General features: G+C 70.2%; 19 protein-coding genes. 9 read left to right on the forward strand and 10 right to left on the reverse strand.

Annotated elements, in window-relative coordinates; translation table 11 throughout:
- Nucleotides 1-35: 35 nt before the first annotated feature.
- The gene (locus OHA64_RS20695) at nucleotides 36-467 is read right to left on the reverse strand and encodes a MarR family winged helix-turn-helix transcriptional regulator (RefSeq protein WP_405615132.1); all 432 of its coding nucleotides are present in this window, start codon (nucleotides 465-467) and stop codon (nucleotides 36-38) included.
- A 71-nt stretch (nucleotides 468-538) separates the two neighbouring features.
- Between OHA64_RS20695 and OHA64_RS20700 the strand changes: the two genes are divergently transcribed.
- A complete protein-coding gene (locus tag OHA64_RS20700; RefSeq protein WP_405615134.1) occupies nucleotides 539-1,534 on the forward strand; it encodes a zinc-binding alcohol dehydrogenase family protein in 996 nt (331 codons plus the stop codon).
- Nucleotides 1,535-1,689: 155 nt separating this feature from the next.
- Here the strand turns inward: OHA64_RS20700 and OHA64_RS20705 are convergent, their stop codons facing one another.
- A complete protein-coding gene (locus OHA64_RS20705) occupies nucleotides 1,690-3,990 on the reverse strand; it encodes an alpha-galactosidase (RefSeq protein WP_405615136.1) in 2,301 nt (766 codons plus the stop codon).
- A 170-nt stretch (nucleotides 3,991-4,160) separates the two neighbouring features.
- On the opposite strand from OHA64_RS20705, the gene OHA64_RS20710 reads away from it, so the two are divergent.
- The 5 genes from OHA64_RS20710 (at nucleotide 4,161) to OHA64_RS20730 (ending at nucleotide 11,370) form a co-directional block, all read left to right on the forward strand.
- Entirely contained in the window at nucleotides 4,161-5,249 is a 1,089-nt protein-coding gene (locus OHA64_RS20710; protein ID WP_405615138.1) for a LacI family DNA-binding transcriptional regulator, read from the forward strand.
- Nucleotides 5,250-5,492: 243 nt separating this feature from the next.
- Nucleotides 5,493-6,806, forward strand: coding sequence for an ABC transporter substrate-binding protein (locus OHA64_RS20715; RefSeq protein ID WP_405615140.1), 1,314 nt, complete (start codon nucleotides 5,493-5,495; stop codon nucleotides 6,804-6,806).
- An 89-nt stretch (nucleotides 6,807-6,895) separates the two neighbouring features.
- Nucleotides 6,896-7,888: a carbohydrate ABC transporter permease gene (locus OHA64_RS20720; RefSeq protein ID WP_405615142.1), complete on the forward strand. Its 993-nt coding sequence runs from the start codon at nucleotides 6,896-6,898 to the stop codon at nucleotides 7,886-7,888.
- Nucleotides 7,885-8,739: a carbohydrate ABC transporter permease gene (locus OHA64_RS20725; RefSeq protein WP_405615144.1), complete on the forward strand. Its 855-nt coding sequence runs from the start codon at nucleotides 7,885-7,887 to the stop codon at nucleotides 8,737-8,739. Before OHA64_RS20720 ends, OHA64_RS20725 begins: the two co-directional genes overlap by 4 nt.
- A 69-nt stretch (nucleotides 8,740-8,808) precedes the next feature.
- On the forward strand, nucleotides 8,809-11,370 hold the full coding sequence (locus OHA64_RS20730) for a CBM35 domain-containing protein (RefSeq protein WP_405615146.1): 2,562 nt from the start codon (nucleotides 8,809-8,811) through the stop codon (nucleotides 11,368-11,370).
- A gap of 79 nt (nucleotides 11,371-11,449) precedes the next feature.
- Here OHA64_RS20730 and OHA64_RS20735 read toward each other — a convergent pair whose 3' ends face one another.
- From OHA64_RS20735 to OHA64_RS20760, 6 genes are all read right to left on the reverse strand, one after another.
- Complete coding sequence (locus tag OHA64_RS20735) at nucleotides 11,450-13,123, reverse strand: hypothetical protein (protein ID WP_405615148.1); 1,674 nt, start codon at nucleotides 13,121-13,123, stop codon at nucleotides 11,450-11,452.
- A gap of 220 nt (nucleotides 13,124-13,343) precedes the next feature.
- Nucleotides 13,344-14,363: a Gfo/Idh/MocA family protein gene (locus OHA64_RS20740; RefSeq protein WP_405615150.1), complete on the reverse strand. Its 1,020-nt coding sequence runs from the start codon at nucleotides 14,361-14,363 to the stop codon at nucleotides 13,344-13,346.
- Nucleotides 14,360-15,385: a Gfo/Idh/MocA family protein gene (locus OHA64_RS20745; protein ID WP_405615152.1), complete on the reverse strand. Its 1,026-nt coding sequence runs from the start codon at nucleotides 15,383-15,385 to the stop codon at nucleotides 14,360-14,362. Before OHA64_RS20745 ends, OHA64_RS20740 begins: the two co-directional genes overlap by 4 nt.
- Nucleotides 15,386-15,514: 129 nt before the next feature.
- A complete protein-coding gene (locus tag OHA64_RS20750; RefSeq protein WP_405615154.1) occupies nucleotides 15,515-16,402 on the reverse strand; it encodes a carbohydrate ABC transporter permease in 888 nt (295 codons plus the stop codon).
- Nucleotides 16,399-17,298 carry a carbohydrate ABC transporter permease gene (locus OHA64_RS20755; RefSeq protein ID WP_405615156.1) on the reverse strand — a complete coding sequence of 300 codons (900 nt, stop codon included), beginning with the start codon at nucleotides 17,296-17,298 and terminating at the stop codon, nucleotides 16,399-16,401. The genes OHA64_RS20750 and OHA64_RS20755 overlap by 4 nt, the downstream gene beginning before the upstream one ends.
- 113 nt (nucleotides 17,299-17,411) lie before the next feature.
- Nucleotides 17,412-18,755 carry an ABC transporter substrate-binding protein gene (locus OHA64_RS20760; RefSeq protein ID WP_405615158.1) on the reverse strand — a complete coding sequence of 448 codons (1,344 nt, stop codon included), beginning with the start codon at nucleotides 18,753-18,755 and terminating at the stop codon, nucleotides 17,412-17,414.
- A gap of 348 nt (nucleotides 18,756-19,103) precedes the next feature.
- On the opposite strand from OHA64_RS20760, the gene OHA64_RS20765 reads away from it, so the two are divergent.
- The 3 genes from OHA64_RS20765 (at nucleotide 19,104) to OHA64_RS20775 (ending at nucleotide 22,704) form a co-directional block, all read left to right on the forward strand.
- Nucleotides 19,104-20,411, forward strand: coding sequence for an ROK family protein (locus tag OHA64_RS20765; RefSeq protein WP_405615160.1), 1,308 nt, complete (start codon nucleotides 19,104-19,106; stop codon nucleotides 20,409-20,411).
- 182 nt (nucleotides 20,412-20,593) lie between these two features.
- Complete coding sequence (locus OHA64_RS20770) at nucleotides 20,594-21,736, forward strand: DUF2235 domain-containing protein (RefSeq protein ID WP_405615162.1); 1,143 nt, start codon at nucleotides 20,594-20,596, stop codon at nucleotides 21,734-21,736.
- A 452-nt stretch (nucleotides 21,737-22,188) separates the two neighbouring features.
- Nucleotides 22,189-22,704 carry a glutathione peroxidase gene (locus OHA64_RS20775; protein WP_405615164.1) on the forward strand — a complete coding sequence of 172 codons (516 nt, stop codon included), beginning with the start codon at nucleotides 22,189-22,191 and terminating at the stop codon, nucleotides 22,702-22,704.
- A 175-nt stretch (nucleotides 22,705-22,879) separates the two neighbouring features.
- Here the strand turns inward: OHA64_RS20775 and OHA64_RS20780 are convergent, their stop codons facing one another.
- Both OHA64_RS20780 and OHA64_RS20785 read right to left on the reverse strand, forming a co-directional pair.
- Entirely contained in the window at nucleotides 22,880-23,074 is a 195-nt protein-coding gene (locus OHA64_RS20780) for a DUF397 domain-containing protein (RefSeq protein WP_405615166.1), read from the reverse strand.
- A gap of 191 nt (nucleotides 23,075-23,265) precedes the next feature.
- Nucleotides 23,266-24,135, reverse strand: a complete 870-nt coding sequence (locus OHA64_RS20785; RefSeq protein WP_405615168.1) for a helix-turn-helix domain-containing protein — start codon at nucleotides 24,133-24,135, stop codon at nucleotides 23,266-23,268.
- Nucleotides 24,136-24,393: the final 258 nt, after the last annotated feature.

Here is a 24,393-nt window from a genome sequence, read left to right on the forward strand (position 1 = left end):
GCGTCGCTTCTTCCGGGCGCGCGGCACCATCTGAATCATGGCGCCTCGTGGACGCGGGTCAGTAGCGTCACCAACTGTTTCTGCTCGTCCGGAGTGAGCGGTGCCAGCAACTCGGCGTTGGCTGCTTCGGCCAGGGCCGCGCACCGGGTGAGGACGGCCATGCCTTCTGGGGTGGCCGTGATGGCGTTTTTGCGGCGGTCGGCGGGGTCCGGGGTGCGCAGAACGAGTCCCGCCTGTTGGAGGTCGTTGAGGATGCCGACCATGTCCTTGGGGTCTACGGCGAGCCGACGCCCCAGCTCGGCCTGGGCGACCGGCCCGTACTCGGCGGTCGCGGCCAGCACCGCGTGATGCATGAGCCTCAGCCCTTCCGCAGCGAGCGCACCGGCGACCAGGCCGCGGGCGCGCGCCGCGACGCGTCCGACGAGCCAGCTCGGCAGGGACTGGATGCGCTGGAGAGCTTCGGTCATGCGGTCAACCTATCCCGAAATTCATTGGAACTCCCTATGACTTCTGCCTATCGTTGGGCTACCCAATGAAAATGGACAGGGAGGTCCTTGTGCTGCGCATTCGCCATGAGGTCGGGCCCGGCGCGCTGGTCGCCGAGGAAGCCGACCGACCCGAGCCGGGAGCCGGGGAGGTGCTGATCCGGACCAGGGCGGTCGGGGTGACACTGCCCGCTGTGCGCAAGGTCCGGGATGCGAGGGATCCGATCTCGCTTGCGGGCGAAGTCGCCGGGCAGATCGTCGCCCTCGGCGAGGGGGTCGCCGCCTTCGGCGTCGGAGACCGTGTCACTGGGCTGTGCTTCGCCGACGCCTACGCCGAGTTCGCGGTCCTGAACACCGCGATGACCTCCCGGATCCCTGACGGCGCGAGTGACGTGGAGGCAGTGGCACTGGTCCGCAGCGGGATGGTGGCACGCGGCGCCTACGAGGCTGCGCGCGTGGAGCCTGGCGAGTCGGTCCTGGTAACGGCGGCGGCGAGTGCGGTGGGCACGCTCGCCCTCCAGTACGCCAAGGCCGGTGGGGCTGGACGCGTCGTCGCCGCTGTCAGCAGCACCGACAAGGCCGACTTCGTACGGAGTTTGGGCGCCGACGAGGTCGTTGTGTACGAGGACGCCGACTGGGGCGCACCGTACGACGTGATCCTCGATGGAGTCGGCGGCGACCTGCTCGGCCCCACCGTGCGGGCCCTGGCCACGGGCGGCCGGCTGGTGGCCTTCAGCTCCGGCGGAGGCACCGTGGAGGCATACGAACTCCTCGTCCGCGGCGCCTCGATGATCGGCTTCCAGATGCGTGCCATCGCTGTCGGCAAGCCCGAACTGTACGACCGCTGGCTGCGCGAACTCTGGCAGCTGCACGAGGAGGGCACCCTGCGCACCGCCGTGCACGAGGAGATCCCCCTCGCCGAAGCCGCCCGAGCCCACGCCCTCATCGAACAGCGCCGCAACCTTGGCAAGGTCGTCCTTGTCGCAGATGACGGTGCAACTCCCTCGTCCGGTCGGTGCGGTGGGGATGGTTCGAGTGGGCGAGGGTGAGCTGCCGAAGCGGCTTGAAACGCGCCCCGACGGGGTTCGATACCTCGTGGAGCGCGGGGAATCGCTCGTCCCTGCCCAGGAATCCTTCGGGCCGACGGTCCGGCGAAACGGATAGATGGTCGGCTGTGTCGCTGTTCCCTCGGCCGGACAGGGAGTCAGTCCGGCGAACCGGCGCTCAGCCGGAGGAGGACGGCGGTGTTGGCGCGTGGCAGGGAGACAGTGAGGTTTCCGTCGGCCGCGTTCCACTCCGCGATGGTGTCGGCGGTCGTGGGGTGGAGCACCGTGGGGTGGACGTGTACGCCACTCAGGTGCGGGATGGTGAGTGTGCGGGTGGTGTCGACGGGCCCGTTCTGCTCGGGGCCGCTCAGGACGGCCCCGTCGCCGCCATGGCCCACGCCCAGGTTCCCGCCCAGGTCCCGTCTCCAGATCATGAGGAACGTGGACTCCTCGCCCCGCAGGCCGTGGGCGATCCAGGTGTCCTCCCAGGAAGGCAGGCCCAGCGGCCAGAACGGGTGCGCTTCGCCGATCTCCGGCCGGATGTCCTTGTAGACGGAGATCGCCGAGCGGACGAGGTCGAACTGTTCGCCGCTCATGCGGTTGAGGAAACCGGAGAGGTGGACGCGGCCGAGCAGTGCGCCGGTGAGGGTGAAGGCGATCTCGTCGAGGCTCTGGTCCGGCTGGGGGTAGGCCCACACGGCGGCCTGCTCGGGCGTCGCCGCGGTGGCGGCCGCGGCGGCGATGGGCGGGTAGCGCAGGGGGTCCTGCTGGTCACTGGTCGACTGCAGTTGGGCCACGGCCAGTTGGGCGTAGTCCATACGCAGGCCACCGGAGCCGCAGTTCTCCAGGACGAGGTGGGGGTGGCGGTCGAGGAGCGAGTTCATCCAGTCGAGGTGGGCACGGTGGTGCCCGAGCAGGCCGGCCCCCGCGCTTCCGAGGCCACTCCCCGTACCGAGGCCACCACCCGTACCGACGCCACTCACCGCACCGTCGACCCCCTCGGCACCGGGAACTCCGTCCGCACCGGGAACTCCGTCCGCACCGCGAACGCCCTCCGCACCGACAACCCCCTCCGTACCAGCCCCGACGTTGATGTTGTAGTCGAGCTTCAGGTACCCGACGCCCCACTCGCCGACCAGCCGGTCCACGACCGCGTCGAGGTGGGCGCGGGCGGCCGGGTGGCGCAGGTCCAGGTGGTGCCGGCCGTGTTCCGTGACGCGGACACCGCCGCGTTGGAAGAACGCCTCGGGCGGCAGGGTGTGGGCCAAGGGGCTGCGTACGCCGACGACTTCGGGTTCGAGCCAGAGGCCCGGGGTCATGCCGTGCCGTCCGATGGCGTCCAGGACCTCCTGTATGCCACCGGGAAAGCGGTGGGGGGCGGCCTCCCACGCGCCGACGGCGTCCCACCAGCCCTGCGCGTCGTCGTCGTACCAGCCCGCGTCGATGACGAAGATCTCGGCGCCGGCCGTCCCCGCCGCCTCGATGAGGGGCAGGAGCCGTTCGGTGGTGGGGTCACCCATGAGGGTGTTCATGTAGTCGTTGTAGATCACCGGGAGGGTGCGGTGGTCGGGGTGGTCGCGGCGGATGCTCCGGCGGTAGTCCGTGAGGGTCCCGAAGGCGGCGTCCAGGCCCCCGGCCTCGGTCCGGACGAGCGCGGCGGGGACCGTGTGGAACTCCTGGCCGGGGGCGAGGGTGTGGTGCCACTGGTGGTGGGCCTCGTCGGGACCGAACAGGGCGACGTACGCCGCGCCCTCGCGTTCGCCGGTCTCGAAGCGCCAGCCCGCGCTGGACTCGATCTGCCAGAGCCAGGCGCGGCCGTCCCGGTCGGTGAGGGCGGCGACGGGGAGATGGCGGCCGGTGGACCAACTGCCCTGCGAGTAACGCTCGAAGCACCCGCGTCCCTCGTGGCCGTGGGCGGACCGGCTCAGCGGGACGACCCGGTCACGGAACGCGGCCCGGCGCCAGCGGCACTCGGCCAGCCAGTCGTTGTCCGCCCAGTGCAGGGTCAGGCCGTCGAGGCCGCCGTCGGCGTCGGAGATGCCGCCGAGGGTCAGGGTCGTCACGCTCTCCAGCCGGAGCGCGGTGGTGCCCTCGTTGACCAGACGTACCCGCGCGCGCAGGAAGCCCGCGCCGGAGCTCGCCTCCAGGGTGACCTCGGCGGCCAGGCCGGTCACCGGGTCCGCCAGCCGGATCGTCGTACGCTCCAGGCTTCCGTCCTGGACCGTCTCATGGCCGCGGTAGGCCAGGCGGTCGCCGACGGCCGTCTCGATGAAGCGCTCCCCCGACCACATGCGCCCGTGACCGGTGACGGTGACCTCGACGAGGGGCACCAGACAGGCCCAGTCCTGGCCGGGCGCTCCCAGCCTCACCGAACCGCCGGCGTCCACGACGGCGTGCAGCCCGAGCGCCGGGTGCGCCCAGATACGGGACCTCTCGACTGTTCCTACGGCACTGGTCAACGCAATTTCCCCTTCTGGGACGGTTCGGTCCTGCGTGTCTCGTGCAAGCGCTGAGCTGGGGCTTCACGCTCGGCGGGAGGGGACCGTGCCGCGCCGGCGCATGGGGTCGCTGGGTAAATCCGCGGTTACGGTCTCTTGACGCCCACGTTGTGACCGCTCACAATCCTCGCATGCATGTGACCGGTCACACAAGCTCCGGCGGCCACGGCGGCCCCCAGCAGGGGCCGCAGAAGGCCGCGAGCATCCGCGATGTCGCGCAGGCGGCAGGCGTCTCCTACCAGACCGTTTCGAGGGTCATCAACGGCCATCCGAACGTCAGGGAGGAGACCCGCACGCGGGTCGACGCGGCCATCCAGGCACTGGGATTCAGGCGCAACGCCACCGCGTTCGCACTGGCCAGCGGAGTGACCCGGTCGGTCACCGTCCTCACCTCCAACACCGTCCTCTACGGCTACGCAGCCACCCTGCAGGGCCTGGAGGAGGCGTCCCGCGCCGCCGGATACGCGCTCGGCGTCCGGGTCGTGACACCCGAGGACGACCTGGACCGCACGATCGCCGCGGCCGCCGACACCGGTGGTGGCGTGGTGGTCATCGGCTTCGACCGCCTCGGTGCGGCCGCCCTGGACCGCGTACCGGCGCACGTGCCGTGTGCGGCGGTGGTCGAAGCGCCGCCGCCGGGCCGCACACCGGACCGTCCGGCGGTGTGGGCCGACGACCGCGAGGCGGCCCGTGCCGCCACCGAGCACCTGCTGACGCTCGGGCATGAAACGGTCCACTATGTGGCGATTCCCGCCTCGACCGGGACCCGGCGCCTGGCGGGACCTCGCGCCGAGGGCTGGCGCCAGGCGCTGGAAGCGGTCGGCGTCGCCCCTCCCGCGCCGTCCGGCAAGGGCTGGGACGCCCAGGCCGGATACGAGGCCGGGAAGAAGCTCGCCAGGAACCGGGACGTCACCGCGATCCTGTGCGGCAACGACGACCTGGCGCTGGGTGTCCTGCGGGCCCTGCGTCACGCGGGCCGGCGGGTTCCGGAGGACGTCAGCGTCATCGGCTTCGACGACGCCCCGCACTCCGGTTTCGTCACACCGTCCCTCACCACGGTCCGCATGGACTTCCACGGGCTGGGCCGCGCCGCCTTCGGGCTACTGCGCGCCCAGCTCGACACCGGCCAACCGGCTTCCGAGCAGGCGCGGTTGCCGACACCGGTGCCGGTCGGACCCGCCCTCGTCCTCCGGGAGAGCTCGGGGCCACGAGACATCTGAGCCGGGCCGGACGACATCCGCGCCCGCCGAATCCATCAGCCGCTCCCCACCGCCGTCGCTCCTCCCCACCGCCCTCGTCCACCACCGCCTCAGCACCCGCCCGAAGTCACCCTCGACCGCAGTCACCGGCCACCTCCCAACCCAGCACCCTCCCAACTCACCGCCCTCCTCACCTCCCCCCAGCCATCGCCCTCCCCCCAGCGCCGCCCCGCCACCCTTCCCCGGACGACCAAGGAACTCGCCATGAGAAGAGCCGTTTCCGTCCTTGCCACCGCCTGTGTTCTCGGGCTGACCGCCACCGCCTGCAGCGACAGCACCGGTGGCACCACGGCCGACGCACCCCAGGGTTCGGTCGACCCGACCGCCTCCCTCAAGGGCGTCAACCTCACCATGTGGGTCGCCCAGAACAGCGTCTCGGAGCCGAAGCAGGCCATCGACGCGTTCGAGAAGGCCACCGGAGCCAAGATCACCACCGAGGTGATACCGGACCCCTACGAGTCGAACGTCCCGACCAAGCTCGCCTCGGGCGTCAAGCCTGACCTGATGTTCTGGCAGCCCACGGGCAGCACCCTGCCGTTCGTCCAGCCGGCCAAGAACCTGCTCCCGCTCGACAACGAGGACTGGGTCTCCAAGCTCGGCGAGACGGAGAAGAGCCTGGGCCAGGTCGACGGTCACCGTTACGCGGCCATCGTCACCAGCCCCGCGGTCCTCGGCGTCTACTACAACAAGGACGTCTTCAAGAAGGCGGGCATCACCTCCATGCCCACCAGCTACGACGACATGCTCGCCGACGCCGCGACGATCAAGGCGAAGGTCCCGGGAGTCGCCCCGTTCTTCGAGGTCGGCGGTGACAAGTGGCCCCTGCAGTGGCAGGTCCAGGCCCAGATGACGGACCTGCCGCAGTCGTTCTGGGACAACCTCAACAAGAACAAGGACAGCTGGACCAACAAGACCATCGTCGACGCCATCACCACGTACAAGACGAAGGTCCTCGACGGCGGGCTGGCGCAGAAGAACTACAAGACCGCCACCTTCGTGGACCAGGGCAAGGCGGTCATGGACGGCACGGCCGCGATGGCGGTGAACGTCACCGCGCTCCAGTCCGAGATCCAGGCCACCTCCAGCACCGAGGAGATGGACAAGAAGCTCGGCTGGTTCCCCATCGCCAACAGCTCCGCCAAGGCCGAGTACTCCCCCGACCAGACCAACGGCGTCGTCGCCTTCAACACCGGCGACACCAAGCGCCAGAACGCCGCCCGGCAGTTCATGTCCTTCTGGCTCGGCCCGAACTACCCGGCCTACATCAAGGCCAACAAGCTCGTGTCCGTCGAGCCGTCCGTGCCCAACCCCGAGGGCCTGCCGCAGACCGCGATCGCCCAGGCCAAGGCGCTGTCCTCGGCCCAGGGCGTCTTCCAGGTCAAGGCGCTCACCGCCCCCGACATGCACCTCGCCCTCGCCGACATGATCTACGGCAAGAAGACCCCGCGCGAGGTCGCCCAGGCTGCCGAGGACCAGTTCAAGCAGGTCCTCAAGGCTCGCGGCGTCTCCGGCTTCTGACCGACGGCCCCACCCAGGGGTGCCTTGCCAGCCCGTCTCCCGGGCCGCCCGTCGGCGGCGTGCCCGGGGCCCGTACCGGAGGTAGGAAAGTGGTGGACACCGCCACGATGGACGCCATCGACGCCGCGCGTGCGAAAGACCATGCGAAGGGCTCTGCGAAGAGCTCCGCGAAGGACCGGGAGCGGCCATCCAAGCGCGGCCTGCGCGAGGGCGCCCGCGGCAGGGCCAACCAGCCCTGGTGGTTCGCGCTGCCCGCGCTCGCCGTGTTCGGCCTGTTCTTCCTGCTGCCGAACCTGCTGAACTTCGTCTATCCGTTCACCGACTGGTCGGCGTTCCACTCGAAGATCGGCTTCGTGGGCCTGTCGAACTTCCGCACCATCCTCCAGGACGGGTCGATGGCCCGGGACATCCGCATCACCCTGGAGTACGCGGTCCTCGTGGCCGTCTTCCAGAACGGGTTCGGTCTCGGCCTCGCCCTGCTGCTGGAGCGCGACAGCCGCTTCAACCGCTTCTTCCGCGCGGTCTTCTTCCTCCCCGTGCTGATCTCCGCGCTGGCCGTCGGCTACCTCTTCCGGGCCCTGCTCGCCCAGGACGGGGCGCTGAACAGCGTGCTGTCCTCGCTGGCGGGACATCACGTCGACACCCCCTGGCTCGGCTCGACCACCTGGACGCTGGTCGTGGTGACCCTCATCCACGGCTGGAAGTGGATGGGCCTGGCCATGCTGATCTACCTGGCGGGGCTGAAGAGCATGCCGGGTGACGTGCTGGAGGCCGCCCGTATCGACGGGGCCGGTTCCTGGCGCACCTTCTGGTCGATCAGGTTCCCGCTGCTGGCACCCGCGGTCACGTTCAACGTCACCACCGCGCTGATCGGCTCCATGAACACCTTCGACATCGTCCAGGCCACCACCGCGGGCGGCCCCGGCAGCGAGACCGAGGTGTTCAACATCTACATGTTCCGCATCTTCGGCCAGGGGCTGTACGCGCAGGCGTCGGCGATGAGCCTGGTGCTGTTCCTCATCGTCGTCGTCCTCGCCGTGCCCGTCATCGTCGGCCTGCGGCGGAGGGAGAACAACCAGTGACCACCGTTCCCGCGTTCGCCCCCGCACGCCGGCGCCCCCTGCGCTGGGTGCAGCCCGTCGCCGTGCTGTTCATCGCCGCCCTCACCATCGGCATCCCGCTGTGGCTGGTGGCGGTCACCTCCGCCAAGCCCCAGGCCGAGGCGATCAAGCCCAACCTCTCGCTGCCGCACCACGTCCAGGCGGCCGCGAACTACCAGCAGAGCTTCGACGAGGGCAAGATCGTCCAAGGCTTCGTCAACAGTCTTCTGGTCGTCGCCCCGTCCGTCGTCGTCGTCCTGCTCCTCGGCGCCGGTGCCGCCTGGGTGTTCGCCCGCCGCAAGGGGCGCCTGGTCAACGCCATGTACGCGCTGAGCATCAGCGGGCTGCTGCTCCCACCCGCGGTGATCACCATCGTGATGGAGCTGCGCCAGCTGGGGCTGGCCGGCACCCGTCCCGGCATGATCGGCGTCTACGCCGGGATGTACCTGTCCACCTCGATCTTCTTCATGACCGGGTTCATCCGCGCTCTCCCCGAGGAACTGGAGGAGGCCGCGCGGATGGACGGCGCCGGGCCGCTGCGGGTCTTCCTGCGCATCATCCTGCCGTTGCTGCGGCCGGTCATCGCCACGGCGACGATCATGGTGATGCTCTTCGCCTGGAGCGACATCTTCTACGCCTTCTTCGTGCTCGGCGGCGGAGCGAAGGCCACGCTGCCGCTCAACCTCTACCAGGTCGCCAACGCGCAGCTCTACCTCAACAACTGGCATCTGATCTTCGCCTACGTGGTGATGATGAGCCTGCCGATGGTCCTCGTCTTCGTCATCGCGCAGCGCCGCATCGTCTCCGGCATCACCAGCGGCGCCGTCAAGTAGCCCCGGTAGTCCCCCCCCTCGGCGGTACCCACGAACCTCCCGCAACGGTGCGGGAGTTGGAGGACAGGCATGCCTCGAACACCTCGCAGATCCGGACGCTTCCGCGGCCTCATGGGCGCGGGCGCGGTCACCGCCGCCCTCGTGGGCACGGCGCTGACCGTCCCCGCCGCGCAGGCGGCCACCCCGCAGCTGACCGTCGACCTGGGCCGGACCACCGGCGCGGTCATGCACGGAGCCAACGGCGTCCTGTACGGGCTCAGTGACGACGGAGTGCCCGGCGACAGCATCGTCACCCCGCTGCACATGACGTCGATCGCGACAAAGGCGCCCGACGGCGCGCAGCACCCCAACGGTGACGCGCTGGCCGTCCAGCCCGCCTTCGTCCGCGGTGGCGGCGGCGACAACCTGATTTACATGCAGGACATCTACGCCCAGTGGCCGTACGAGAACCTCGGGCTGAGCGACTACCTGGCCAAGGTCGACACCATGGTCCGCAAGGTGGCCGCCAGGTCCGACGCGAGCACGTTCGTGTGGGTGCCGTTCAACGAACCGGACGGCAACTGGTACAGCGGACTGGGCAGTTCCGACACGACCACGTACAACAGCGCGCTCAGCAGCTTCAAGAGCGACTGGACCACCGTCTACGACAAGATCCGGTCGATCATTCCGAAGGCCAGGATCGCCGGCCCCAACGAGACCCACTACGACGCCCGCCTCATGGGCGACTTCTACCCGTGGGCGAAGGCCAACGACGTCCTGCCGGACATGACCACCTGGCACGAGCTGGACCCGGGCTCCCTGTCCCACTTCGAGGGCACCCTCAGCGCCTACCGGGCCCTCGAGCGCGCGAACGGCATCAGCGCCCGCCCGGTCAACATCAACGAGTACGGCAACCGCCGCGACCTCTCGGTCCCGGGCCAGATGGTCCAGTGGATGTCCATGTTCGAACGGAACAAGGTCTACGCCGACCAGGCGTACTGGGACGTCGCCGGGAACCTGGACGGCAACGTCAGCCAGACCAACATCCCCAACGGCGACTGGTGGCTGCTGCGTTGGTACGCGGGCCTGACCGGCAAGACCGTCCAGGTGACCCCGCCGCAGGTCAACGTCATCGACACCCTGCAGGGCATCGCCTCCCTCGACACCGGCCGCAAGCAGGCCCAGGTGCTCCTCGGCGGCGGTACCGCCGGCTCGGCGAACACCGTCATCCAGCACATCCCGGCCTCGTTCGGCCGCAAGGTCAACGTCTCCGTGGAGCGCACCGCCTGGAGCGGCTACGAGGGTGCGGGCCCCGCGCCGACCGTGCTGGCCCGCACGACCCACACGGTCGCCGCGGACGGCAGTGTCACCGTGCCACTGACCGGCCTCGACCCGATGGCGGCCTACCGCGTCACCGTCAACCCGGCCGGCAGCGGCGCGCCCACCGCGGCCGACGTCCCCTGGTCCGCGTCGTACGAGGCGGAGAACGCCGCCCTCACCAGCGGCACGGTCTACACCCAGGGCACGGTGTCCAACCCGTACGGCTACGCCACCTCGGGCACGAAGGACGTCGGCAGCCTGAACCAGGCGGACAGCAAGGCCGCCTTCACCGTCGACGTCCCGAAGACCGGCACGTACGACCTCGACGTCTTCTACGGCAACCAGTCCGGCGGCCCGGCGACCCAGACCCTCACCGTCGACGGCGGCTCACCCCGGACGATCACCTACACCCCGACCCTGAACTGGACCTACCGCGCCACCGCCGGCGCCTCGGTGTCCCTGACCGCGGGTACCCACACCCTCACCCTGGCCAAGGGGACCAACGAGGTCACCCTCGACAAGATCGACCTCACCGCGGCCTCCGGCGCGGAGACCGTCTACCCGGCCGTGTACGCCGACATCACCGGGAAGCCGTCCTACGACTACTCCGCCTCCGGCACCACCGGCGCCGGTGCCCTCGCCCTGAAGGCGGGCTCCGCGGCCGCCTTCGACGTGTACGCACCGGCCGACGGCTACTACACCGTCCACACCGACTACGCGTCCGACGGGGCGGCCAGGCTCACCCTGGACGGGGCCACCGCGGTGAGCCTGCCCTCCACGCGCGGCAGGCTCACCGACAAGAGCACCCGGCTGTACCTGTCCGCGGGCAACAACCGCGTCACCGCCGCCACTTCGGGCTCCACCACGCTGACGCTGCGCGACCTGCGCGTCGCGGCGAAGGGTGACACCTCGGGCGTCACCGCCTACGAGGCGGAGGGCGGCACCCTCGCCGGAGCCGCCGTCGTCGCCTCCGACAGCTGGGCCTCCGGCGGCAGTTACGTCGGGTACGTCGGCAACGGCTCGGGCAACACGCTCACCGTCAAGGTCGACGCCGCCGACGCCGGGCGGTACGTCATGAACGTCCGCTACGCCAACAACCAGGTAGCCGGATCCGGGAACTACAACACCAACGTCGTCTCCCGGGCGGCCCGGATTTCCGTCAACGGCACCGCCCAGACCGTCATGTTCCGCAACAACTACAGCTGGTCGAGCTACTGGGACCTGCCCGTCCCGGTCACCCTCGCCGTCGGCACCAACACGATCACCTTCGCCAACGCCGACGCCTACGCACCCAACATCGACCGCGTCACCGTGGCGCCGCTCACCGGCTGACGAACGGACCAACTCAAGCGGGTGCCGTACGAGTCGCGAATCCCCGGCTCGTACGGCACCCGTCGTGCTCGGTGTGGAACTACGAGCCGAAGTCGCCGATCACTTCGCTCATGTTGTAGCTGTACAGCTCACGCTTGCAGGACGAGCACCCCGCGCTCGGTGCGTGCTCGCCCAGCGACCACAGCTGCGGTGCGAAGCCGTCGCCACGGCCGTGCGCGAGGTACAGGTCCTCGGGACCGAAGGAACTCTGCAGCGCCTTCGCGTTGCCGGCGAGCTGTGTGGTGCCGTCGACGGAGGTCGGGGTGGCCTGGAGCAGGCGGCCGTTGTCGTAGCCGTTGCTCCGGTGGAAGTACCACTTGCCCTCGTAGCGTGTGGCGCCCTGGATCTTGTGCCAGAGGGCTTCGTCGTTGAAGGACGGGCCCGTGGGCAGACCGTAGGCGGCGTCCGCGTCGGCGTTCGTGCCGGTCGAGCCCTCGACGGCCGCGGTGAGGTCGGACATCGGGTACGTGCCGACCCGGCCGTTGCTGGTGCTGCCGTTCTTGTAGATGCAGTACTCGCCGAGAATCAGGTGATCGGTGCCGGTGCGGTCCAGGGAGATGTAGGACGCCTTCGGACGGTCGGTGGCGTAGCACTGGTTCTTGTCGGTGTCCTTGGTTGTCCTGGGCGTGGTGAACTTGAGCGTGGCGACCTGCGGCATGACGTAGCGGTAGCCGAAGCCGTACCAGACGTTGCTCTGCCGGCCGACGCGCTTCTTGTCCAGGACGTCGCTGACGAGGCCGTCGGGCGTCGGGTCGTTGACGTCGGCGTCGTTGTCCGGGTTGAGGTCCATGATCTTGCGGAGGTCGAAGACCCGCATGCCGTTGGCGGTGTCGGCGACGTACAGGTAGTTGCCGTACCAGACCATGCCGCCGGCGTGAATGCCTCCCTGGGCCTTGCAGGCCTTCGTCACGGAGTCCGTGCACTTGCCCTCGCGGGCGTGCAGCGCGTCGAAGGAGATGTTGTCCTTGCGGTTGATGTAGGGCCAGACCAGCAGCACATGGCGGTACTTCTGGGTCGCCTGGTTGAAGAAGGTGACCCGGATGCCCTTTTCGTTGCAGGCGTCGGACGCGGAGGTCTGGACGCAGTTCTCGCGTCCTGCCTCGTAGTTGCTGCGGCCGGGGTTCGCGTCGTCGTACGAGCCGACGGCGATGGGCTCGGCGTTGGACGTGCCCCAGTCCTCGTCCTCCTGCGCGTCCGAGACACCGGAGATGGCCTGCGGAATCCACTCGCTGGACGTGGCGTCGTCGCTCTTCCAGCAGACGCGGTGGTTCACGGCGAGGTCGGGGCCGTAGATGCCGGTCGAGCCGCATTCGCCGTCCCAGCCGGCGTCCCGGTTGGCCTGGTCCATCAGTTCGGTGAGGCCCTGCTTGGGAAGGGCGGCGTCCAGCTTGTTCACCAGGGGCGTGAGGGACGAGCCGGCCTCCAGCTGGAAGTCGCCGGGGCGCCCGGGGACGGGGGCCGCGAGGAGCCCGGGGTTGCCGGACTCGGGCGGGGCCAGGGGTGCGCCGTCCGAGAAGTCGTCCTGCTCGTTGTCGGGTTCGTCGATGAAGCCGTCGTCCGGCATGTCGTCGGTCGGCTCGTCCGCCGTCACCGCCGCGCGCGGCAGGCTGCCGGGGGCGGCGGACGCCCCGGTGGCGGGCATCAGCCCGGATGTCAGCGCTCCGGCTAAGACCGCCACCGCGACAAGACGTATTCGACCGGACAGGTGTGTCATCTGAAGGCCCTCCCGTGGGTGAAAACACGCAGATCAGAGGGTCAATGACGACCCATCAGCCGATCGGCGTCACTCCAGTTAACAAGCCAACCCACGGCCATTTGCAAACATTTGATCGAGGGTCACCAGATCTACACGAACATCGCGGTGGGATGCGGCCGACGGCCGACGCGGCGGCACCCGGCCCTGGTCCGGCCCCGGATCCGAGGTGTCGCGAGCCCTACCGCGTCGGCAGCGTGACCGGCCGGCCGGTGCGCAGCGACTCGTAGGCGGCCAGGACGATCCGGAGGGTGCGCAGGCCCGACTCGCCGTCGGGGGACGGCCGTCGCCCGGTGCGTACGGCGTCGAGGAACTCGTCGAGCATGGCTGCGTCCAGGTCCGCGCCGCCCGCCTCCCAGCGGTCGCGACCGGTGGTGGAGTCGAAGCCGCCGAGCAGCGGGGGGAAGGCGTCGAACTCCACGATCGCCTTCTCCGCGACGCAGGTCATGGCGAGGCCGCCCCAGGTCGGGTGGTCCGGGGGGTGGCTCCAGCTGGCGTCCACGGCGGTGACCAGCCCGCCGGGGTACCGGATGGTGACGAGTCCCGCGGTCTCGACGTCCGGGGTGGGGCCGCCGTCGTCCAGGATGCGGTTCGCCTGGGCGTACACCTCCGCCGCCTGCTCGCCGTCCAGCAGGGCGTCCACGAGGTCGGCGATGTGGACGGTGTGGTCGGCCAGCGCTCCGCCGCCCGCCAGTTCCGGGTCGGCGAACCAGGGGTGCGAACGGGCGGGGTTCGAGCCGTTGTTGGCGCCGTGGACGCTGATCAGCCCGCCGAGCGAGCCGTCGGCCAGGGCGCGGCGCAGGGCGGTGAACGCGGGGCTGAACCGGACCGGGTAGGCGGTCATCAGGGCGACCCCGGCGTGTGCGCAGGCGTCGATCATGGCCCGGGCGTCCGCCTCCGTCGTCGCGAGGGGCTTCTCGCACAGCACGTGTGCCCCGCTCGCGGCGGCCCGTTCGACCAGGTGCCGGTGGCGGGCGTTCTCGCTGGTGACGATCACGGCGTCGGGGCTCAGCGTGAACACCTCGTCCCAGCTGTCGGCGTAGGCGACACCGAGTCGTTCGGCGAGGGCCCGGCCGCGGGTGGGGTCGTCGGGCGGGGCGTCGGGGTCCGCGGTGATCAGTTCTATGCCGTCGCGGTCGCGCAGCAGCCTGATGTAGGTCGCCGCGTGCACATGGGCGAAGGACAGTACGGCGACTCTCACTGGTCGATTCCCTCCGTGGGTACGGTCGTTGGGTGCGGGCCGAGTTCCACGGCCCGCCCGGTGCGGGCGGACTCCGCCGCCGCTTCGGCGAGGCGCACGGCGGCCACGCCGTCCCGGCCGCTCACCCGGGGTTCCGGACCACCCGTGAACGCCTCGGCGAACTCGCGGATCTGGGTGAGGTAGGGCGACTCGCCGAAGTCCCCGTCGGGTATGCCGTCCGCCGGGCCGCCGGTCGCGCGACCGGTGATCCGCAGATCGAGGTGGGCCTGCGAGTCGTGCTGGACGGTTCCTCCGGTGCCCGACACATGGAACGTGGTGCGGAACGGTGTCGCCGGTGGCCCCCACACCCCTACGACCTGCGTGAGGGTGCCTCCCACGTGGGTGAGTACGGCGGTACCGGTGGCGACCGCCCCTTCCGGGGCCGGGGCGGTGAGCTGACCCTGCTGGCTGGCGTGGACCCGGACGACGTCGCCGAAGAGCCAGCGGGCGATGTCCATGTCGTGGATCATCTGGTCGCTCAGGATCCCGCCGGACCGTGCCGGGTCGGCGAACCAGCCGCTCCAGGTGGGATAGCGGCCGGTGCGGGTGAACCGGGCGACCGCCACCCGGCCGAGGCCGCCGCCCTCGACGAGGTCGCGCAGCCGGGCGTAGGCGGGGAAGAAGCGCACGACATGGCCCGGGTACAGCCGCACCCCCGCCGCTTCCGCCGCGTCGGCCATGTCCCCGGCGTCGGCCGCGCTGAGCGCCAGCGGCTTCTCGCACAGGACGTGGGCGCCGGCCGCGACGGCGGCCAGAGTGATCTCCCGGTGGGTGTCGGTCGGGGTGCACACGTCCACCACGTGGGCCCCGGCGATCGCCTCGCGCAGGGAGCCCGCGCAGGTCGCGCCGAACTCGCGGGCCAGGGCGGGGGCGCGGCTGTCGGGCGCGTAGACACGTATCCGCGCGCCCAGGGCGACCCACGCGGGCAGATGAGCGTGGGCGATGCCGCCCGCGCCGATCAGCGCGACTTCGAGTTCTGCCATGGAATTCTCCGACCTCCTGTGTGGTCCGTTCTGGTGCGGCCGGCCCGTTGGAGGCCGGCCCTCGCGTGGCCGGCCCTCGCTCGGTCGGCCCTCGCTCGGTCGGCCTTCGCTTGGTCGGCCCTCGCTCGGTCAGCCCTTGAGGGCGCCGCTGAGCACGCCGCTGATGAAGTGCCGCTGGAAGAACAGGTAGACGAGCACCACCGGGGCGATCACGATCAGGGTGGCCGCGGCGAGCAGCGGTACGTCGACGCCGAACTGCCCGGTGAAGAAGCCCAGTCCGGCGGGGGCCGTACGGCGGGCCGGGTCCTGGATCAGGATGAGCGGGAGCAGGAACTGGTTCCAGCTCCACACGAAGTACAGGACGCCCAGCGTGGTCACCGCCGGGCGGGAGCTGGGCAGCAGGATCCGCCAGAGCGTCGCCCACGACGACGCGCCGTCCAGCCGTGCCGCTTCGATGAGGCTGCGCGGCATGGTCGCGAAGTGGGCGCGCATCCAGAAGACCCCGAACGGCATGAACGCGCCGATCTCCGCGAGGGCGAGGCCCGGCACCGTGTTCGTCAGTCCTACGGCGCGCAGGTCGTAGTAGAGCGGGATGACAGTTCCCTCGGTGGGGATGGACAGGCCGAGCAGCAGATACGCGTAGAGCCGTCCCCGGCCGGGGACTTCGAGGGTCGCCAGCGCGTACCCGGCCAGGGTCGCGCAGACCACCGCGGCCGGCACCACGCACACCGCGATCACCACGCTCGACCGCAGCAGCGTCCCGAAGCCCGCCGCGGACCAGGCGCGGGAGAAGTTCTCGAAGTGCAGCCCGTCCGGCAGGGCGAAGCCGGTCAGCGGGGCGCCCGCCGGCTGGAGCGAGGCCAGCAGCAGGGAGGCGAACGGCACGAGCACCGCGGCCATGAACAGCGCGAGCACGACGGGTGCCGCCCATCGCCTGGTGAGCGTTCTCGTGCCGGTGGGCGCCGACCGGCCGGTGAGCGTTTCGGCGCCGGTGGCCGCTGTCATGGACGAGGTCACGGTGCCTCCCTGGACAGCCGGTTGATCACCAGGACGGCGAGCGAGATGACCGCCGTCAACGCGATCGCCAGGGCGCTTGCCACACCGACCGCGCCGCCCCCGAAGGCCAGCCGGTAGATGAGGATGCCGGGCACGACGGTGCTGTTGCCCGGGCCTCCTCCGGTGGTGATGTAGATGAGGTCGAAACTGGACAGGGCGGCGATGACGGTGATGGACAGCGCCACCGCGAACTCCGGTCGCAGCAGCGGGACGGTGATCGCCGTGAACTCGCGTACCGGGCCTGCCCCGTCCATCCGTGCCGCCTCGTAGATCTCCTGGTCGATGCGCTGCGTCCCGGACAGGAACAGCACCATGCACAGGCCCGAGACGACCCAGGTCCCGATCAGTCCGACGGCCGGCAGGGCCCAGGTGAAGCTGCCGAGCCAGGCGTCGGCGAGTGTGCCCAGGCCGATCGCCCGCAGTGCCTGGTTGAGGACGCCGTCCTCGGCGTACACCCAGCGCCACAGGATGCCGACCGCGACCAGCGGGATGACCTGGGGCAGGAACAGCACCGTCCGGACCAGGCCGGTGCCGCGGCGCCCGGCGCGCCGGGACACGACGGCCGCCGAGACCAGCCCCACACCGATCGGCAGGACGGAGAAGAACAGGATCAGCGCGCCCGCGTGCCAGGCGGCGTCGCGCAGCTGCGGATCGTCGGCGATACGGCGGTAGTTGTCGAGGCCGACGAAGGACGGGAGGGTCACGCCGTCCCAGTCGAACAGCGAGAGGTAGGCGGTGTGCAGCAGCGGCAGTACGGCGAAGAGCGTGTACGGCAGCAGAGCCGGCAGCAGGTACAGCAACGCCACGGCCCGCCTGCGCCGGCGCCCGGACCGTGCCGTGCGGGGGTACCGGCGCACGGCATCCTCCGGCCCGTGCTTCACCGGACGCGGGACGCCGGGAGCACGGGAAGCGCCGGACGCTCCGGATACTCCGGGCACTCGGCCTGGATCGGTCAGTCGGTCGGCGGTGGTCATTTCTTGTGGTAGTTCTCGAAGTCCGCCTGGAGACCGGCCAGGAACTTGTCGGTGGTGACCTTGCCTCCGACGAGCAGTTGCAGCTGCGTGGTGAGGGTGTCGCCCATCGTCGGGCTGGAGGAGTTCTGGATGAACGGCTGCAGACCGGCGTCCTTGACGATCGTCTGCCAGCCCGTCTGGACGTCGCCGATCAGTCCGCTCTGACTGGGCATGGCTCCCGCGTCGGGGGCCATGAAGCCCGCCTTGGCGGTGATGGGGGCGGCCTGCGCGTCGGCGGCGAAGTCGAGGAAGGCGGCCGCCGCGGCCGCGTTCGAGGACTTGCTGGACACGCAGTAGTACACCCCGGCGCCGGTGGTGCGCAGCTTCCCGCCGGCGGTGACGGGCGGCATGTTGAAGTAGCCGGCCCGCTCGCCCAGCCCCTTGGAGACCGCGGCCGCCGCCCAGTTGCCGCTGATCCGGAAGACGCCCCCGCCCTTGGCGAACGCGGCGGTGGCGTCGTTGTCGCTGACACCGTTGACCTTCGGGGTGACGTACCCCTTGTCCACCCACCGCTTGAGTGTCTCGGCGGCTGTTCTGGCGCCCGGCAGCACGATCGTGGCGCCCTGGTGTCCGAAGGCCCACGCCTCGCGGTCCTTCGGCGTCAGGTACGCCGAGAGCAGCACGTTGAAGGGGTGGTTGAGTCCGCCGTCGAGGTTGCCGGCGACGAGCGCGGTCTCACCGGCCGCCTTGGCCTTGGCGAACAGAGCCTCCAGCTCGTCCACGGTGGCCGGAGGGACGGTCAGGCCCAGCTTCTCGGCCTTGGCCTTGTTGTAGTAGACGCCCTCGAACGACAGGCCGGCACCGACGCCGTACAGGTCACCGGCGCCGACGGTCTTGCCGTCCGGGGTGAGGGTGATCTGGTCCAGGCCGGGGAACTTCTCCGCCCAGCCGTACTGCTTGCCGTATCCGTCGACCTTGAGCAGCAGCCGTCCGGGGACGAGGTTCTGCATGCCGGGGGTGAACTGGGCGATGTCGGGGGCGCCATCGGCCGACATGGTGGTGTTGATGCTCTTGAGGTAGTCGTCCCAGCCCGTGTACTGGCGCTTGACGGTGATGTTGGGGTGCTTCGCGCGGAAGGCCGCCACGAGGCCCGGGGTCATGGTGGTGTCGTCGGCGTCGGCGACCAACAGCGTGATCTTCTTGTCGGCCGGTACGGCCGTGGAGGCGGGGGCCGCGCTGCTCGCGCCGGACGACGAGGCGCCCGGGGTCAGATCACTGCACGCGGTGAGTGCCGCGGCGCCGAGCGCGCCGGTGGCTGTGAGGAAGGTACGTCTCGAAAGGGACGACGGGCTGGGGCTCATGAGGTCTCCCGGGCGTGGCGGGACAGCGGAAGCCGACGGCGGACCGGCGGCGGAGGCGCGAGGAGTGACGCAGGGGTGACGCGAGAAGGCTGGACGGCGGCGGGGACGGGCCGGGATCGCGGCGGGTCCTGCGGGCGGCGGTGTCTCAGCGGTTCGACGGCGCGGTAGCGCCGTACCCCCAGGCCGCGACTGCCACGACAGTGCGCTAGTTCGATAAAGCAGTTGCGTTTTATAATCGGAGCGCATCTGGTCCGCGTCAAGGACTCATGGCTGGATTGTTATCGTCGGGGCGGTTCGCGCCAGGTCCCGTTGTGCCACTCCGCGTGCCGCTCCACAGGAGGTTGATCATTGGCCAGGTCCAGGGACCGCTCCCCGTCCACGGCTCCCGTCACGCAGGTGCTGTGGCCGCTCAGCGGGCCGCCGGAGCCGAGCTCCCCCGGGCAGGAACTGCCCACGGTGGTGGGCGTCGCGGACCTGCGTGCCACGAACGCCGCGGCCGTCCTCGCCGCCGTCCGCTCGACGGATCCGCACCCCCGGCTCTCCACCCTGGCCGAGGCAACCAAGCTCTCCCGCCCCACAGTTGAGGCCATCGTCGAGGAACTGACCGACTGCGGCCTCATCGAGGTCGCCCCGGCCGTGTCCGCCCGCGGCCAGCGGTCCCCCGGCCGGCCGGCCCGCCGGTTCCGGTTCCGGCCACACGCGGGCTTCGTCGTCGGCGTGGACGTACGGCCCCGGTCGGTGAGTGCCTGTCTGGCCGACCTCGACGGCCGCGCGGTGGCCGTCGAACGCAAGGCGGTGCGCGCCGACCTGGGCGGCCCGGCCCGGGCCCGCGCCGTCGTCTCGGTGGTACGGCGCGCGATCGACCGCGTAGGAGCCGACGCCCGGGTGTGGGCCGCGACGATAGGCACCCCCGGACTGGTGGACCGGAGCAACACCCGTATCCGGCAGGCCGACAACCTCAAGGGCTGGGCCGAGGCGGACGTCGTCACCACCCTCCGCGACGCCCTCGGCTGCCCGGTCGCCGTGGAGAACGACGCCAACCTCGCCGCGCTCGGCGAGCAGTGGCGCGGGGTCGGCGGCTCAGCCGAGGAGATGGTCTTCGTCCTGCTCGGTGAACGCCTCGGCGCCGGCGTCATCACCGGGGGACGCCTGCTGCGCGGGCATCGCGGCGCGGCCGGTGAGATCGGCTTCATCCGCTTCCCCGGCGGCACCTCGTCGCGGCCCGGCCTCGAACCCCTGGTCGCGGACGGCGCCGCCCCTGACAGCGTTGCCCCTGACCGGACGGACCCGGCCCGTCACACAGGTGCCGACCTCGTCCGTGCCGCCGCCGAGGGGGATCCGCAGGCAGTCGCCGCCATCACCTCGTACGGGCGGAGGCTGGCCGCCGGGATCGCGCCCGTGCTGCTCGCGCTCGACCCGGCCCTGGTCGTGCTCGGCACCGGCCTCTTCTCCGATCCGGCCCTGCTTCCGGCGGGGGAGATCCTCCTGAGCGCCACCGAGGAGGAAGCCGGCAGCCTCCTCGTCGACCTGCCGCGGTGGCGGCTGTCCTCCCTGGCCGACGAGGCCGTGATCACCGGCGCGGTACGTTTCGCCCTCTCCTCCGTGGAAGAGGTGCTCCGAACCCGGCCGACCCTCCTTCCGGCCCGGGGGCGGTGAAGCCGGCGCTGGGCAGGCGGCAGGCGGGGCGTGCAGCCTGGCGGGGCATGCAGACAGGCGGGCGGGCAGCAGTGCTGCCATAGCAGTTCACATATACAAGCCCCTCCCGTACGCCTGTCCGACGATAAATGGGTATCAATCCCCAGAAAGGCGATTCAGCGGTTTCCCCGAGGAGGGATGCCATGTCCAAACGCCTGGTCATCTGTTGCGACGGAACGTGGAACCTCGCCGACCAACCGAGCAAGACCAATGTCGCCAAGGTCGCCCTGTCCGTACGCCCACGCTCCGCCGTGGGGACGGAGCAGCGCGTGTACTACCACGACGGCGTCGGCACCCGCCGGTGGGAACGCCTGCGGGGCGGTGCGTTCGGCGTGGGGCTGTCGCGGAACGTCACAGACGCCTACCGCTTCCTCGTCGAGAACTACGAGGTCGGTGACGCGCTGTACCTGTTCGGGTTCAGCCGGGGCGCGTTCACCGCTCGCAGTCTGGCCGGCCTGGTGCGCAACTCCGGCATCCTGCGCCGGGAGAACGGCGGTCGGTTGCCGGAGGCCTGGACCCTGTACCGCGACCGGACCGAGAAACCGAACGGCACGGCCTCGACCCTGTTCAGGCGGGCCTACTCGCACGAGACGGAGATCCGCTTCGTCGGCGTGTGGGACACGGTCGGTTCCCTCGGCATTCCGGCCCCGGGGCCCCAGTGGATCCAGCCGGCCGTGGACCTCGTCAACCGCCGCTGGGCCTTCCACGACACCCAGCTGAGCACCTGGGTCAACGGCGCCTTCCACGCGCTGGCCATCGACGAGCGGCGCACGGCGTTCCGGCCGACCCTGTGGCACCAGCGGCCGGGTGCCGAGGACAAGGGGCAGGAGTTGAAGCAGGCGTGGTTCACGGGTGTGCACGTCGACGTCGGTGGCGGCTATCCGGAGACGGGCCTGTCCGACCTCACCCTGCTGTGGATGATCCAGCAAGCCCTCAGGTACGGCCTCGAGTTCGACTGGGAGGTTCTCGGTGCGGCCGGTTCGGGGGTGACGGAACCGGACGACAGCGCCGCCTTCAGCGTCAGCCCCGCCGTCACGGGCCAACTGCACGACTCGCGGACGAGGATGTACAAACTGAGCCCGCCCCTTCACCGGCCCATCGGAGCGGCGGCGGACAAACAGGGCCGTCCCGACGGGAGGGAGTACCTGTCAGCGACCGCCGAGGAACGCCGCGGCGACCCGCTCACGAACTACCATCCGCCACGACTCGACGCCTACCTCGCCGACCACGCGGAAGTGAACCGCGAACCGGTGCCCCGGTCGGTCGCCGAAGTACGCGACCCATGAGGGCGGCCGAACAGTCGGCACTCCCGACCGGCTGCCCGCCGCGCCTGGATCAGGTGATCCACATGCTGGCCGCCGCGACAGCCGGTTCCGGGGCGGCACCGTAGGCCGCGGCCAGGGCCCAGATCGCCAATACGGCACAAATGCGACGAGCGCATGTCAAAAACAGCTGGGTGGGGGTGATCATGTGCGGCTCTCGCTCTCCGTTCGACGAAAAGAGTCGACTCCGTGTCCCCGCCGGAGCGGCCGCCATGGTGCCATGGGAGCGCTCCCAATTCAAAGGACGAAGGACGGAAAGCACGAGGATGGAAAGAGGCCAGTGAGGTTCTGGCGAGGTTCTGGCCCGGCAAGGTGCGGCCGGTCCCGGCCAGTGCCGACCAGTCCCGGCCAGTCCCGGCCAGTCCCGGCCAGTCCCGGCCAGTAGGACGACACCTGACGGAGTTAGCATCCGCTGCATGACGACTTCAGACAGCAACGGTGCTTCCCCCTCTCCCCTCGACGTCGAGATCGGCGCCCTCAAGGGCGGTTCCGCGAATCTCTCCCAGTACGCCGGCCAGGCCGTGCTGGTCGTGAACGTGGCGTCCAAGTGCGGGCTGACCCCGCAGTACACCGGGCTCGAGCGGCTTCAGGAGCAGTACGCCGGGCGTGGCTTCACGGTGCTCGGGGTGCCCTGCAACCAGTTCCTCGGGCAGGAGCCCGGCAGCGCCGAGGAGATCGCCGAGTTCTGCTCGGCGACGTACGGCGTGACCTTCCCGCTGACCGAGAAGGCCGAGGTCAACGGGGAGGGCCGACACCCGCTCTACGACCGCCTGGTCGGCTTCGCCGACCCCGAGGGGCACAGCGGGGACATCCGCTGGAACTTCGAGAAGTTCCTGATCGGCCGCGACGGCGAGGTCGTGGCGCGCTTCTCGCCGCAGACCGAGCCGGAGTCGGCGGAGCTGGTGGCGGCCGTGGAGAAGGCGCTCGCCTAGAGAGCCTGTCCCTCGCCCGCCGGGCCGGGCGCCGGATGGCCCGTGCGCCGGGTGCGGGCAGAGCCGAGCCCCCTCGGCAAGGACGGCGATCTGGTCGAGAGGGCTCCTGGCTGTTGCTTGTGCAGTTGTCGGTGACGCACTCGGCTCGGGAGCGGGACCAGGAGGGACCGCTCCCTTACGCCTTGACCGACGCCACGAAGGCGTTCCACGCGTCCGCGGGGAACCGCACCTTGACCCCGTCGGGGCCGACCTTGGTGTCCCCCACGTCCAGCGACGTCTCAGTGGTGGACCTGACCATCACACAGGCGCCGTTGTTGTTCGTGTAGGAGGACGTCAGCCACGTATCGGTGGCACCCAGGCGAATTGCCATGTTGTTTGCTCCGTTAGGCAGTAGCACTGTTCGGATTGCGCCAACCTTTACTGATCGTTGGCGTGATCGACGCTACTCGCCGCCCTCACCTTTCGGAGCAGCCATTCACTCTTCCGTGCGGCATATTCCGCTTGGGTCTTCCCGGCGGGCCCGGGCCGGGTGTAGCATCCCCCGCCCGCGCCCGGGAAGGCTCAACCGGCGTACTCCCGGGCGTACTCCTTCGCCACGTCCTCGATCAGCTGACGCGACTGGTCGACGTTCAGGGCCTGGGCCCGCAGGTGCTCGTACATGACCGTGTACTTCTGCACGTCCTGCGCCTTCTCCAGGTACAGGTCGCTGGTGACACCCTCCATGTACACCACGCTCGAGTCGGCCGCGTCGGCGAACTCCAGGATCGAGTACTGGCCGTTGATGCCGGGATGCGCCCCCACCTCGAACGGCAGCACCTGCACGGTGATGTGCGGACGCTGGGACACCTCGGCCAGGTACTCGAGCTGTTCGCGCATCACCTGACGGCTGCCCACGACCCGGCGCAGCGACGCCTCGTCCAGCACCACCCACAGCCTGAGGGGCTCCCCCGTGGCGGCGATACGATCCTGCCTCCGCAGCCTGACCTGCGCACGCTTGTCGATCTCGGTGTCCGACGTCTCCGGCGAACCGCCCCTGATGATGGCCTCGGCATAGGCGCGGGTCTGCAACAGGCCGGTGATGATCTGGGGTTCGTAGACCCTGAGCGACTCCGCGTCGGTCTCCAGACCGATGTAGACGCTGTACGGGATGTCCCCGAACGCGTGCCACCAGCCCTGTTGCCGGGAGTCCTTGGCCATCTGCATCAGCGACTCGACGATGCGCTGGTCCTCGACCTCGTAGACCCCGCACAGGTCGCGGACGTCACGCTGGCTGATGCTGCGCCGCCCGTTCTCCAGACGGCTGATCTTCGACTGGGACACCAGCAGTCGCTCGGCGACTTCCTCGGCCGTCATGCCCTTGAGCTCACGGAGCCGACGCAGCTCCTGACCCAGCCGGCGTCGCCTGACAGTGGGATTGACATTGGACGCCACGGGACGTGCACCTCCGGCTGCATGCCTCATCATTGCCACTTTGCGTATCTGCTGTTGAGCAGACTGCCACCAAGGGGCTTACTACCGCTGGGAAACGGTGGATATGCGCTGCGTACACGGAGGTTGAAGCGTTTTCGGCCGTCTCGCTCAGGGCCGGATTCCCGCCCGGGTCCGGACATGCGGCCGCGCGGGGCGGCGGGACCGTTCCTCGTCCGGTGGCCCGGACGTACGGTCCCGTCACCCCGCGCGGACCAGCGG

Origin of the sequence: Streptomyces sp. NBC_00076, assembly GCF_045041235.1 — a bacterium.
Classification (GTDB): domain Bacteria; phylum Actinomycetota; class Actinomycetes; order Streptomycetales; family Streptomycetaceae; genus Streptomyces.

Bases quoted from the DNA above. Each gene is read 5' to 3' on its own strand.
- OHA64_RS20730 (WP_405615146.1), top strand. From the start codon at position 8,809: ATGCCTCGAACACCTCGCAGATCCGGACGCTTCCGCGGCCTCATGGGC.
- OHA64_RS20770 (WP_405615162.1), top strand. From the start codon at position 20,594: ATGTCCAAACGCCTGGTCATCTGTTGCGACGGAACGTGGAACCTCGCC.
- OHA64_RS20735 (WP_405615148.1), bottom strand. From the start codon at position 13,123: ATGACACACCTGTCCGGTCGAATACGTCTTGTCGCGGTGGCGGTCTTA.
- OHA64_RS20745 (WP_405615152.1), bottom strand. From the start codon at position 15,385: ATGGCAGAACTCGAAGTCGCGCTGATCGGCGCGGGCGGCATCGCCCAC.
- OHA64_RS20710 (WP_405615138.1), top strand. From the start codon at position 4,161: ATGCATGTGACCGGTCACACAAGCTCCGGCGGCCACGGCGGCCCCCAG.
- OHA64_RS20700 (WP_405615134.1), top strand. From the start codon at position 539: ATGGACAGGGAGGTCCTTGTGCTGCGCATTCGCCATGAGGTCGGGCCC.
- OHA64_RS20775 (WP_405615164.1), top strand. From the start codon at position 22,189: ATGACGACTTCAGACAGCAACGGTGCTTCCCCCTCTCCCCTCGACGTC.
- OHA64_RS20715 (WP_405615140.1), top strand. From the start codon at position 5,493: ATGAGAAGAGCCGTTTCCGTCCTTGCCACCGCCTGTGTTCTCGGGCTG.
- OHA64_RS20695 (WP_405615132.1), bottom strand. From the start codon at position 467: ATGACCGAAGCTCTCCAGCGCATCCAGTCCCTGCCGAGCTGGCTCGTC.
- OHA64_RS20780 (WP_405615166.1), bottom strand. From the start codon at position 23,074: ATGGCAATTCGCCTGGGTGCCACCGATACGTGGCTGACGTCCTCCTAC.
- OHA64_RS20760 (WP_405615158.1), bottom strand. From the start codon at position 18,755: ATGAGCCCCAGCCCGTCGTCCCTTTCGAGACGTACCTTCCTCACAGCC.